Source organism: Scytonema hankhaensis NUACC26 (assembly GCF_045865695.1).
Classification (GTDB): Bacteria; Cyanobacteriota; Cyanobacteriia; order Cyanobacteriales; family Nostocaceae; genus Scytonema.
In genome coordinates, this window is sequence record NZ_BAACAP010000169.1 from 1 (window position 1) to 12133 (window position 12133).

At 42.4% G+C, this 12133-nt stretch carries 11 protein-coding genes and 1 pseudogene; 4 read left to right on the forward strand and 8 right to left on the reverse strand.

From position 1 onward, the window contains the following. The 3 genes from ACKTT2_RS14335 to ACKTT2_RS14345 form a co-directional block, all read right to left on the reverse strand. Positions 1–1296: ATP-binding protein (locus ACKTT2_RS14335; RefSeq protein WP_407887918.1), on the reverse strand; the 1296-nt coding region annotated here is incomplete at its 3' end. A gap of 70 nt (positions 1297–1366) precedes the next feature. Further along, positions 1367–2356 (reverse strand): CHAT domain-containing protein, encoded by a 990-nt coding sequence (locus tag ACKTT2_RS14340; protein ID WP_407887920.1) that lies wholly within the window; start codon positions 2354–2356, stop codon positions 1367–1369. 285 nt (positions 2357–2641) lie between these two features. Beyond that, entirely contained in the window at positions 2642–3559 is a 918-nt protein-coding gene (locus ACKTT2_RS14345; protein ID WP_407887922.1) for an AraC family transcriptional regulator, read from the reverse strand. A 285-nt stretch (positions 3560–3844) separates the two neighbouring features. Between ACKTT2_RS14345 and ACKTT2_RS14350 the strand changes: the two are divergent. The 3 genes and pseudogenes from ACKTT2_RS14350 to ACKTT2_RS14360 form a co-directional block, all read left to right on the forward strand. Continuing rightward, positions 3845–5317: pseudogene (locus tag ACKTT2_RS14350) on the forward strand (efflux RND transporter permease subunit); the annotation flags it as partial. Next, complete coding sequence (locus ACKTT2_RS14355) at positions 5297–7255, forward strand: efflux RND transporter permease subunit (protein WP_407887982.1); 1959 nt, start codon at positions 5297–5299, stop codon at positions 7253–7255. The pseudogene ACKTT2_RS14350 and the gene ACKTT2_RS14355, both read left to right, overlap by 21 nt. A 123-nt stretch (positions 7256–7378) precedes the next feature. Next, complete coding sequence (locus ACKTT2_RS14360; protein WP_407887924.1) at positions 7379–8734, forward strand: efflux RND transporter periplasmic adaptor subunit; 1356 nt, start codon at positions 7379–7381, stop codon at positions 8732–8734. 175 nt (positions 8735–8909) lie between these two features. Here the strand turns inward: ACKTT2_RS14360 and ACKTT2_RS14365 are convergent, their stop codons facing one another. From ACKTT2_RS14365 to petJ, 3 genes are all read right to left on the reverse strand, one after another. Beyond that, entirely contained in the window at positions 8910–9332 is a 423-nt protein-coding gene (locus ACKTT2_RS14365) for a BlaI/MecI/CopY family transcriptional regulator (RefSeq protein ID WP_407887926.1), read from the reverse strand. A 52-nt stretch (positions 9333–9384) separates the two neighbouring features. Beyond that, entirely contained in the window at positions 9385–10314 is a 930-nt protein-coding gene (locus ACKTT2_RS14370) for a tetratricopeptide repeat protein (protein WP_407887928.1), read from the reverse strand. A 139-nt stretch (positions 10315–10453) separates the two neighbouring features. After that, positions 10454–10792 carry a cytochrome c6 PetJ gene (petJ, locus tag ACKTT2_RS14375; protein ID WP_407887930.1) on the reverse strand — a complete coding sequence of 113 codons (339 nt, stop codon included), beginning with the start codon at positions 10790–10792 and terminating at the stop codon, positions 10454–10456. A 230-nt stretch (positions 10793–11022) separates the two neighbouring features. Between petJ and ACKTT2_RS14380 the strand changes: the two genes are divergently transcribed. Next, positions 11023–11430 (forward strand): hypothetical protein, encoded by a 408-nt coding sequence (locus ACKTT2_RS14380; RefSeq protein ID WP_407887932.1) that lies wholly within the window; start codon positions 11023–11025, stop codon positions 11428–11430. A 49-nt stretch (positions 11431–11479) separates the two neighbouring features. On the opposite strand, the gene ACKTT2_RS14385 is transcribed toward ACKTT2_RS14380, so the two are convergent. Together ACKTT2_RS14385 and ACKTT2_RS14390 are read right to left on the reverse strand one after the other, a co-directional pair. Beyond that, positions 11480–11692, reverse strand: coding sequence for a type II toxin-antitoxin system HicA family toxin (locus tag ACKTT2_RS14385; RefSeq protein ID WP_407887934.1), 213 nt, complete (start codon positions 11690–11692; stop codon positions 11480–11482). Continuing rightward, positions 11685–11891, reverse strand: a complete 207-nt coding sequence (locus ACKTT2_RS14390) for a type II toxin-antitoxin system HicB family antitoxin (protein WP_407887984.1) — start codon at positions 11889–11891, stop codon at positions 11685–11687. Before ACKTT2_RS14390 ends, ACKTT2_RS14385 begins: the two co-directional genes overlap by 8 nt. Positions 11892–12133 lie beyond the last annotated feature (242 nt).

The window sequence follows — 12133 nt, forward strand, 5'->3', positions numbered from 1 at the left end:
CCCCTTTTTTGAAGAATTCTCCGACAAATTAGCATTACTCACCAACAAATTCTCATTCACCAATTTTAACAACACAGCACGCTCATCTTCCCCAAACTCAGATAAAAGCGCCCTTCTGCGTACAGGTTTCCACTCTATACCAGATTCAGGATTGTCACCAATACCAACCAACTTGAGAAATATCCTCTGTACTGCTTGCTTTTCCGATTCTGACAACTCTTTATAAATATTATCTACGTATTTTTGCAGCGCACCCCTAACACCGCCGATATTTTCGTATGTACTAATATTCAAAGTTCGGTCATTGATACTACCAGCTTTAACTTCCTCTAACCATAACAAATTTAAAGTATACTGCAACAAAGGTAAATAACCCGCTTGTCCCTGAATCGAAGCAATAATTGTATCCACCAATCCTGCTTCAAAAACTACCCCATGATGCGCCGCTGGTTGTTCAATTGCTAAACGCAACTCAGAAGGCTGCATTTCTACAATCATCGGGCGATGCTTTTGTGTTACTTCCACAAGTTGAGGAAATTCCCTTAATCTTTCAAAAAAATCAGCACGCATCGTCGCTATAATTTTCACCTTCGGCAACTTAGCTTGACTCAATCTTATCAAACCATTGACAAATTCCCCACGCTTGTTCTCATCACTGATAGTAAACAATTCTTCAAACTGATCGATAAAAATAAACCAAAATTTATCAGATTTCTTGAGTTTTTCCGCTACCTGAATTAAAGTTTCTGGCTGCACCTTGCGAGCCATATTCGCTTCTTTTTGTGAATACTTATTCCCCAACAAACTAGCATAAAAAGAATCAAACGGATCGGCATCTGGGGTAAATGTAAAATTAATAAATGCGGTTCCATACTTTCTTTCTAACCAGGGAATCAAACCCGCCCTTACCACAGAAGATTTTCCGCTACCGCTTGCACCCAAAAGTAAAATTAAATTAGTATATTCTAATTCATCTATCAAAGTTTTAATAAAATTATCGCGTCCAAAAAATAACTCTTTATCTCTTGACTCAAATTGTTTTAAACCTTTATAAGGAGAAGTTGTAATTAATTCGCGAGCAGTAATCTCCTTCTCAGAAATTTGCAAAATCTCAGTTTGATTAAAAGTAAGTACATTCCCCTCACCATGCACACTGTATAATATGCCCTCTACATAATCACCGGAGTTATTATAATTTCCTGAAATATTCCCACCTATATATCCACCTTGAATGCGCTTGTTGTCATTACTGTTTCCCACAGAGCTTTGATTTTCTGGGTTTTTATTTTCTGTCATAGTCTTATTTAAGTGAAGTTATTTAACAGAAAAAAAGTAAATAATTGTATTCAACAAAATGTACTTTAGCTTAATCACCTTTAGTTTTTTGCCAATCATCCAGCGCACCCATAACAAAGCTAGCTGTAGGATGATTCAGAAATTGCTCAAAAGCTGCAACGCCACCCGTTTTTAAAGCGCTAAGTATCCTTGCTGCTAAAGTCGGATTATTTTCAACCGCGATTATAGTTTCGTTTGCGATTTGCACCTTTCCAGCAAACGTGTCTGTAGAATAACTCTTGGACAACTGTTCTAGTAATTTCTGAATTTCCGCAGCAGATTCTGCGAGTTTTTTTTCTTCTCTTGAAGGATTGTAATTCCCCTCAATATAATTACCAGAATTGTTATAACTCCCAGAAAAATTCCCTTGTATATAACCGCCTTGAATGCGTCTGTTATCGTTGTTACCACCTGTCATATTTGCTCTTGGCTCCCTTGATTTAAGTGGAAATAAAGTTTTCAACTCTTTTCTGATTTGAATTTTAGGTATAAAAAACTCTGATATACTATTGAGGTCAATATTATTACAACCAAACTCAAAAGCCTCTTTATATTTTCTCCCAGCGCCTAGAGCATCATAAAATGCTTTAGAAAAATGAATAGCAGCTTCATCTGTAATAGCACGCTCTATACCAATAACACAGTTGATATGCTGGTAAATCGCGTCTGCTTCAGTTTTTGAATAACAAGCATTGAGCAACACACACTCAACTGTTTCTTGGGATAACTTGAAAAAATTACTTAACGAATCCGTACTTACCAATTGCGTGTGTCCATTGTTATCCTCCAAAGCAATACCATTAGTTCCATCCCCATGACCAGAAAAATGTACAATTTGTGGAGAGTAATCCAACAGCGCACGGCGTAAATCGTCAATCCTCACAGCCAATCTGGGAATCAGTTCAAATTCTTCCCTATTTCTAGAGCGCTCCAACGCTGATTGGATTTCCCGAACCTCCACATCTAGACGAAGCTGAGTTGTATTAATAGGATTAGCGGATAAAATCAGAATTTTCTTCATACTTCTAACCCCAAAAGAACAAGCGTTTGTAGTGTCACAGAGAATGGTGACTGTGTACAAATAGTAGCTATACAAAACTACATATGCAGAAAATTAAATTCCAGAGAAGTTTTACTCCCTATGGCATTCGTTGTGATGCCACTACCACCGCTGTGCATTCGTCAAAAGTCAAAAGTCTTATATTTTTTAGCTTTTACGCCATTTTGAATGGTAGCTTTATTTCCACCGACCTGTACTAGTTACTGATAGCTTTCTAATTATGTCCAATTACTTAGAGTCGGGCTTTTAAGCTACCCGTAACCGTTCAATATCCCTGATGGGGGGTGCTCCAAACATACGAGCGTATTCGCGACTGAACTGCGAAGCGCTCTCATACCCAACCCGATAAGCAGCTTGAGCCGCATCAGCGTTTTCGGCAAGCATCATCTGACGCGCTGCTAACAATCTCAACTGTTTTTGATATTGCAGTGGACTTATAGAAGTGACTGCCTTAAAGTGGCGGTGAAACGATGAAGGAGACATATTCGTTTGCTCAGCCAAATCCTCAACCCGCAACGGCTTCGTAAAATCTGCCTTGATCCGTTCGATCGCTTCAGCAATCCGCTGCATTGTGCTGCCAGAGGTAGCAATCTGACGAACCGCTTCGCCTTGCTCACCCATGAGCAAACGGTAATAAATTTCGCGGACGATCGTCGGTGCCAGAAACGGGATATCCTGCGGGGTCTCTAAAAGCTTCGTCAGTCGGATGGCGCAATCAATCAAGGGTGGGTCGGCATCGCTGATGAACCAACCTCTTACTGATTCGTTCTTACCGATACCTCGGTTCGTTTGAGCAATGATCTCACAGAGTTGTGCTGGGTCTAACTTCAGCTTAAATCCTAGATAGGGCAGATCGGGTGTCGCCTCTACCACACATCCACTCAACGGTAAATCCACTGAAACAACTATATACTGAGCGACTCCATACCGATAGGTTTCTTCATTCAGCAACACTTCTTTTTTACCCTGCACCACAATGCCAAGAAGAGGTTCGCTGACCCCCTGTGTTGCTGTGGAAGTATTACACTCTCGCCTGAAGGTCAAGGGAGCGATCGCGGTTGCATGGGTGCCATTTCCCTTTCCGGCAGTGTGTCGAGCGACTAATGCTGCTAGTTCTTCACACTTGTTGGTTGCCACTTTGTCGTTCAGTGTTTCAATCGACATACTGAGTTCTTGCCTTAACCTTTCCCATACGCTCATTATAAGAAATATTTTTCCGTTGCCAACACCGTGCTTGAGAGGATTAGGCAATCATCTGGGAGGTTTGTGTATTTATATGAAAACAGATCGAGTCTATGATGGTAAATCCATACTGCTAGATCGTTTCTTACCACATATAACACGAATAGATTGAAAGTACAGTAATGATACCAGCCACTTTTAAGAAGGATTCTAAATTGTTTTCTTGCAATAGTGATGATACGCTAAACCCATTTAAAAGGAAATTGTATGTGGATCGTTAAAATTGCTTTACGTCTTCCGTATACATTCGCGATCGCTGCTTTGATGATTGTGATTTTGGGTATAGTCACAATATTTGGTACACCAGTTGACATTTTTCCATCAATCAACATTCCAGTTGTCAGCGTAGTTTGGACTTACACTGGTACCACACCTGAGGAAATGGAACAGCGCATCGTCACAATTAGCGAACGCGCTATGACAACAACCGTTGCTGACATCGAACACATTGAGTCCCAATCTTTGAGTGGTGTTAGTGTCATCAAGGTTTTCTTCCAACCCAACGCCAATATAGCCTCAGCAGTCGCTCAAATTACCTCTGTCAGCCAAACAATTCTGCGCCCTTTGCCACCTGGTATCACACCGCCATTCATCATTCAATACAACGCTTCTAGCGTGCCGATTATCCAGATGAGTGTCAGTAGCACAACCTTGCCGGAACAAGCGCTTAATGACTATGCTACCAACTTCGTCCGCACCCAATTAGCAACAGTACAAGGGGCGAGTGTACCTTTGCCTTATGGTGGTAAACCCCGGCAAATTATGGTTGATATCGATCCCCAAGCGATGTTGGCTAAAGGCGTTTCTGCCCAAGACGTAACTAATGCTGTCAGCGCCCAAAACTTGGTCTTGCCTGCAGGCAGTATGAAGATAGGCGCTCGCGACTTCGCCGTACAAATTAATAATAGTCCAGATGTGGTGGCAGCCCTCAACGACTTGCCAATTAAGCAAGTTAACGGTATTGTGACTTACATTCGTGATGTCGCGCAGGTAAGGGATGGCTTTGCCGTACAGACAAACGCTGTTCGTCAGAATGGAAGGCGATCGAGCTTACTCAGCATCCTTAAGAGTGGCAGTGCTTCGACTATTGATGTCATCGCTCGGGTAAAAAAAGCTTTGCCTCGCATCCAGTCTACCTTACCCCCAGGACTGAATTTATCGTTTTTGTTCGATCAATCTGTATTTGTGAAAGCTTCTATCGAAGGCGTTCTCAAAGAAGGATTGATTGCAGCTTGTCTCACCGCGCTGATGATTTTAATTTTCCTGGGAAGTTGGCGCAGTACCGTAATTGTAGCCGTATCGATTCCCCTCTCAATGCTGGTTTCGATTATTGTAATGAGTCGTTTGGGACAAACTTTCAACATCATGACTTTGGGTGGTTTGTCCTTAGCTGTCGGTATTCTCGTAGATGATGCCACAGTAGAAATTGAAAATATCCACCGAAATCTCGGACAAGGGAAACCAATTAAGCGAGCAATCTTAGATGGAGCGCAGCAAATAGCAACTCCAGCACTTGTGGCAACATTATGTATTTGTATTGTCTTTGTGCCAGTTGTATTTCTCAATGGAGTCGCAAAGTACCTGTTTGTGCCTTTAGCAATGGCGGTAGTATTTGCTATGCTTGCTTCCTATCTGCTGTCTAGGACAGTAGTCCCAACGATGGCAAATTATTTCTTACCACAGGAAGCGGACTGGCATAGAGAAAGCGAGGAGCTAAACGATCGTGGCGATCGCCGTAATATAGATTCACCAGTCCATAATAATCATCGTGATGACAACCACCATACCCGTTCGCTAGTAGAAATTCACGATAGTCGTGACAATAACTATACCCATTCGCCAATCGAAAACAATAACGGTCACGACAACCACCAAACCAAAGACACACAAAAACCGCAATCTGTCAAGAAAGATTGGATATGGCGATTACACGAAAAATTTAATCGACAATTTGAGAAATTTCGCAACTGGTACTATGGTGTTTTGACCTCTGCATTGAATCACCGACGCACGGTATTCGTACTGTTTGGCGCTTTTATAGTCAGTGCAGGAGTTTTGTTGCCGTTCGTCGGTCAAGACTTTTTCCCTGAAGTCGATGGCGGTCAGTTTAGCCTCCACGTTCGAGCTTTACCCGGTACCCGCTTGGAAGAGACAGAAAGAATTGTCAGTCAAGTCGAAGGCGTTATTCGCCAGACCGTACCGAAGGACAATCTCGCGATGATTCTGGATAACATCGGCTTACCCAACAGTGGTATTAACCTGACCTATGGCTACAACGGTGCGACAATTGGACCAGCAGATGCTGATATTCTTGTGTCGCTAAAAGAATCTGGTTCAACTTTTTCTTATATCAAGCAACTCCGCCAGAAATTGAAAGCGACATTTCCCAGCTATACCTTCTTTTTTGAGCCAGCTGATATTGTTACTCAAATTTTGAATTTCGGTTTGCCTGCTGCTGTTGACGTACAAATATCTGGACCTCTGAAAAACTCAAAAGCCAACTTTGAAATTGCCAAACAAATTGAAGCACGCATGATGCGCGTTCCTGGTGCGGTAGATGTACATATGCAGCAAATTGTCGATGCTCCAAAGTTACGTCTAAATGTAGACCGTACTGAGGCTCAACAACTGGGTATGACCCAGCGTGATGTTGCCAATAGCGTTCTTACTTCCTTAAGTTCAAGCGGTCAAGCCGCAATCAATCAATGGCTCGATCCTAAAAAAGGTGTAAGTTACACCCTTGCCGTACAAGTACCACAGTACAAAATTGACTCTATTGACAGTCTCAAGAATATGCCTGTTGGCAACGGTCAAACCACACCCCAACTTTTGGGTAATTTGGCTACTGTTAAACGCGATAAGGGGATGCAAGTTGTCAATCACTACAACATTCAACGAGTTTACGATATCTACGCCAACTCCTCCGGTCGCGACCTTGGGGGAGTTGCCCGTGATGTTAATCGCATCATAGCTGATTATCAGAAAAAATTGCCTCAAGGTAGTCTTATTAATGTACGCGGGCAAGTGCAAACGATGAACTCTTCCTTCCTGGGACTTGGTTTAGGACTTGTGTTTGCCATCGTGCTGGTTTACTGTTTAATGGTAGTGAACTTTCAATCTTGGCTCGATCCCCTAATTATTATGATGGCACTGCCAAGTGCTTTAGCTGGTATTGTCTGGATACTGTTTGTCACCAACACAACTCTCAGCGTTCCTTCATTAATGGGTGCAATTATGAGTATAGGTGTAGCGACATCAAACAGTATTCTGCTAATTACTTTTGCTAACGACCAGCGTCAAGAAGGGCAAAATGCTTATCAAGCAGCGCAAGCCGCAGGTCACACCCGATTGCGTCCCGTGTTGATGACTGCTTTAGCCATGCTCATCGGTATGATACCAATGTCTCTCGGTCTTGGTGAAGGTGGCGAGCAGAATGCTCCCTTGGGTCGCGCTGTCATTGGCGGCTTATCGGCTGCAACAATTGCTACTCTCATCTTTGTACCTGTTGTATACAGCATATTACGGCGCAAACCACCTCGTCCTATTGATGATGACGATTTAACTTTCTTGGATTTGCATACAGAATACTCTTTGTCATCATCCCAAAGAGAGTCATAAGCGTTTTCACTCAAGTGAAGAACAGATTTATCCGCGTTCGTCTGCTACAGGCTGCGGTTCCATAACTTTTTTATGTACAGTTGCCCAATTGATGTAAATTAGATATTGTGAAACAGTTTACCTATGGATTCTCAGCGTCCTCCGTCTCCTAACTCCGAACAACAAACGACTTCTAGAAAACAAAGACGCGGCATCGGTCAACTTGGTTGGGCTGTACTTGGTGCTGTTTTTTTTGGTAGCTTGCTGGCTATAGGAATTATACCCAGGTTAAGCCAAAAGTCAGAATTACAAGCAGCCGTAAAGGAAGCAAGCGCCCTTCCCTCAGTCAACGTTATTACTCCCCGTCGCGCTGCTGCTACTACCCATTTGGAGCTACCAGGTACTGTTGTACCCCTCAACCAAACAACCATTTACGCTCGCAGCACTGGGTATTTGCAGCGGTGGTACGTAGATATTGGCGATCGCGTCCGATCTGGTCAGTTATTAGCAGAGATTGATTCACCAGACATCGATCGACAAGTTTTGCAAGCGAAGGCAGAGTTAGCGCAAGCACAAGCAAACGTGCTTCAACGTCGTGCTAGTTTAGCTAAAAGTATTTCTGATTTAAAGCAAGCCCGCGCTAATCTATTAATAGCACGTCAAACTTGGCAGCGCTGGAGTACGCTTGTCAAACAAGGTGCAGTGGCTCAACAAGATGCAGATACGAAATATGCCACATATCAGGCTAATCTTGCCAACGTTGAGGCAGCACAAAATACTGTTACTTCTGACTCTGCCAACATCAAAGCAGCACAAGCTAGTGCCTACGCCAGTCAAGCCAACTTGGAGCGTAATACTGTATTACAATCCTATAAGAAAGTCACTGCTCCCTTTGCAGGAATCATCACAGCACGTAACGTCAATACAGGTGTTCTGATTACAGCAGGTAGTGGCAATAGCAATAATACCAATACTAGCAACAACAATACTAGTAATACCAGCCTTTATACCATTGCTGCTTACGATCCCCTCAATGTGAATGTGAATGTTCCACAAAGTTCATCAGGTTTAGTCCAGACTGGTCAAACAGCACAGATTACAGTCAGAGAGTTACCACAACGAGTGTTTAGGGGTAAAGTAGTGCGTACTAGCAACGCCATAGATCCAAATACTCGCACTTTGCTAACACAATTAGAAATACAGAATTTGGATGGTACGTTGCGACCTGGGATGTATGCCAGTGTCAAATTTACCATTAACCGTATTAATGCTCCCTTTGTTATACCTGATAGTGCCTTGGTCGTTAATGCTGGAGGCACTCAGGTAGCAACTGTAACTAAAGACCAAACCGTGCATTATCAAAAAGTTGCCGTTGGGAGAGATTATGGCACTGAAGTAGAAATCACATCAGGTCTGACAGGAAATGAATCGCTGATTGCCACTCCTACAGTTGATGAGACAGAGGGTTTGCGCATACAGCCAGTTGCACAAACAAAGTAGACTACCGCAGAAATTCACCGCGATTTCAGAGCGAGAATTTCTACAAGAATCTGCAACTGGTAGAACAGGTGAAAGCGATCGCTTCAGAAAAAGGCGTGACACCCAGTCAACTTGCCTTATGAAGAGTAAAACGAATCAAAAATTTCCTACATTTTCATTCATTTTACTCCGTTTTTCAGTTATCTGGTGTTACGTCTGTGCGAAGTCCTTGTATTTTTTGAGCGATTGCCTCAAATTGCTCTGCACTGGCTGGTTCTAAACTATCCGCAAAAGCTGCGACTGCATCTAGATGTCCCACTGCTAAAAATTGATGCAATTGCTCGTAAGCTTGGAGTATTTGCGCTTCCTCCTTGGATATTAAAGCTAGCCATCTGTAACTCCGACTCTCCTTGTAGCGGTCGATCCACCCTTTTTTAGCTAAACGTTTGAGAATAGTTGTTACCGAGGCGTAAGCTAGTTTTCGCTTTGAATCGACAGAGACAATGCGATCGCGTACATCTTTGACTGTTGGAGTACCAAGTTCCCAAATGACACATAAAACTTCATTTTCCAAAGGACTGAGTGAGAGTTGCTTGGGATGATAGTTAGGTAGAGACATAGCATTACTTCCAAATCGCATGGAGAGTGCGTAGCATCAAGATGCTTTTCCTTCACAAAAGAGCAATTTCTGATAAAAACGGAAGTTGTCGCTTTATATTCTCAAGAACATCAAGGGTTTTTTCGCGTGCTACAGTTTCTTTATTGAAAGCAAAGTTATCCGCCGCCTTTCGCAAGTCTGTAATTGCTGCTTGTTTGTAACCAAGTAGGTGATAAGCAACACCTCGGTTAAAATAAGCATGGGCATCGTTTGGGTGTAGCTTGATTGATGCAGTGAAGTTAGCGATCGCGCTCTTATTATCCCCACTTCGCCCACAAACACAACCTCGATTGTAGTAAGCTCTGTAGCTACTAGGATTTATACGGAGTGCTGTTGAAAAGTCGAGCAGAGCCGTTTGTAAGTTTAACAACTGAAAATGAGCTAGTCCGCGATCGTTATAGATTTCCGCTAAAAGTAAATTGGATGTCTGAGGAATTTGAGTTAACGCCAAATTGTAATCGGATATTGCCTGTTGGTAATTTCCTAACATGGCATTGGCTACCCCTCGATTGTAGTAGCCTTTAAAGTTATGGGGTTTAAGTGCGATCGCTCGATTGTCATCAGCAATTGCTGCTCGATCGTTTCCTTGTCTATGATGCGCTAATCCTCGATTGAGATAAACTTCAACATTGTCAGGTGCAAAGTTGATGGCTCGATTACAGTCAGCGATCGCATTCTGATAATCCTCTAACTGAAGATACGCAAGACAGCGATTGCTATAGGCAGCAGTAAAATTACTTTTCAGTTGAATAGCCTCTGTAAAATCCTTAACAGCTAGGAGGTAATTGCTGTTGAGCATCTTTTCTACACCTAACTTGAAGAAGTCTCCTGCTGTCATTTGGGTATTAGGAGCGGATGACGAGTGTGCAGGCAAAGTAAAACAAAGACAGGCGAGTGCAACAGCAATACTAAAATTGAACATGAACCGAAAGCAGCGATTCATAAGCAATATCTGGGGTTAGGGGTTAGAGGTTAGAGGTTAGGGGTTAGGGGTTAGAGGTTAGGGAGAAACCTAATGCCCATTGCCCCTCGCCCATTTTTATACGTTATAGTGCAAGCAGTTCATGATGTCTACTTAGACCTTATTTCCATTCCTTATTATTCGCTTCATCTAGTACATATGCTGCAACATCTTCAATTTGCTCTGGTTTTAGGCGACCTTTGAAGGCAGGCATTGCATTTTTTCCATTTGTGACTTGGGCAATGATGGCTTCAGGTGAGTTCATCGCGTATTTGTCTAGAGCTTCTTTCTTCAAGTTCTTCTGAGCTTGAACTAAGTTCTTTCCACCCGCATGACAAGAAGCACAATTGGCGTTAAAAATTTTGGCTCCCTTCACGGTATCAGATGCCAAAGCAGGACGGTTAAAAGCAAAAGTAAATATTGCTATACCTAGCAACAGCACTGAAACGATTCTTTTCATCCTTTGTCTCCTCTACAAAAAAGCGCATTCTAGAAAATCCTTCATAATTCTCTAGCTCCTGGTTTACGTCGTCAAAAGACAATCTGTCAAAGTTTGCTTGTTATTTCATAATTATTGCAATAAGTTATGGAAAAGTGACTTGCTCGCAATGCATTGAAAACATCTGTTTCGGTTTAAAATTTGTTATGAGAAAACTTGAGCTTCTATTCTTTAACAAGACTTAGCGATCGATGGGACAGTATGAACGCCTAATTCTCATGGCTGAGGATGAACTGACACAGTACAGTACTGATGCTCGTAAAATTGAAAAGCTTCGGCAGAAGATTGGTCTTTCTGTTTCTGCAAAAGAACAACAAGAGGTCAAAACAGCACTGCTTGCTGAAATGCCCTCCGATCCCATCTCTCAACTCGTGGAAACGCAGCGTCAAGCTGTGGCGCTACCTTTCTGGGGTATTGCTGGTCTAGGACTGCTGTTGGGAATTTCTTTTATGCAACCTTTAGACTTGATTGCTACTGTAATTGGTACGGCGATCGCTATCCGCGTGCAAAAGTGGGGCTGGAGGCTGCAAGCCAAACGGTTGGTGTTACAAACACTGGAAGATATTGAAGAGCGAATTCGGAAAGACCGCTCTGTATGATATGCGCTCCTTCAAGGAACCTCAACGCCTGTACCACCGGATAGTCAAGTTACAGTAACTGGACAAATTGTTCAATTGTCAGACCCGCATCTCGAATAATAATGCCCATTGTATAAGCATTAATGGGGTCATGTCCGGGAATAACAATTACCGTTTCACCATTATTCATGATTATATGCTTACTTTGTCTCACAATTTGGAAGCCAGCCTTCTCAAAAGCCTTAACTGCTCTTTGATGTGCAATCCCAGGTAGTTTAGGCAACGCCAACCTCCAGATCCACGTAATATGATTCCCCTTCCTGGTTCAGTTCCTCAACAACTTCCAAATACTCTTGAATTGCAGTCTTAATATTTTCTAAAGCCTCTGCCTCTGTTTCACCTTGAGAACAACATCCGCGCAAGGCAGGACACCAAACAGCGTATCCTTCTTCAGTTTTAAGCAATTTAACCAGATAGCGCATAGGGCGTTCGACTACTTTCATAACTAGAACTATTTTACTTATCTTACTAAGATGCGATCGCTCCACTCAATGAAGAAGATACTTTTGTCTTGTGAAAAAAGTACCGCTTGACATTTTGTAGTATATGTATTATAAAAGTATTGTACTGCATCATACAAACAAGCTAGGCGAACGAGGGCTTGTACTACTTTACGCTCGCTCAACTAAAGTATAGGATTCCTATTTGATTTTTGAAATATTAC

Excerpts from the sequence above, each read along its gene's own strand:
- ACKTT2_RS14340 (WP_407887920.1), bottom strand. The coding sequence starts at position 2,356 with ATGAAGAAAATTCTGATTTTATCCGCTAATCCTATTAATACAACTCAG.
- ACKTT2_RS14345 (WP_407887922.1), bottom strand. The coding sequence starts at position 3,559 with ATGTCGATTGAAACACTGAACGACAAAGTGGCAACCAACAAGTGTGAA.
- petJ (WP_407887930.1), bottom strand. The coding sequence starts at position 10,792 with ATGAAAAGAATCGTTTCAGTGCTGTTGCTAGGTATAGCAATATTTACT.
- ACKTT2_RS14380 (WP_407887932.1), top strand. The coding sequence starts at position 11,023 with ATGGGACAGTATGAACGCCTAATTCTCATGGCTGAGGATGAACTGACA.
- ACKTT2_RS14390 (WP_407887984.1), bottom strand. The coding sequence starts at position 11,891 with ATGCGCTATCTGGTTAAATTGCTTAAAACTGAAGAAGGATACGCTGTT.
- ACKTT2_RS14360 (WP_407887924.1), top strand. The coding sequence starts at position 7,379 with ATGGATTCTCAGCGTCCTCCGTCTCCTAACTCCGAACAACAAACGACT.
- ACKTT2_RS14355 (WP_407887982.1), top strand. The coding sequence starts at position 5,297 with ATGGCAAATTATTTCTTACCACAGGAAGCGGACTGGCATAGAGAAAGC.
- ACKTT2_RS14365 (WP_407887926.1), bottom strand. The coding sequence starts at position 9,332 with ATGTCTCTACCTAACTATCATCCCAAGCAACTCTCACTCAGTCCTTTG.
- ACKTT2_RS14370 (WP_407887928.1), bottom strand. The coding sequence starts at position 10,314 with ATGAATCGCTGCTTTCGGTTCATGTTCAATTTTAGTATTGCTGTTGCA.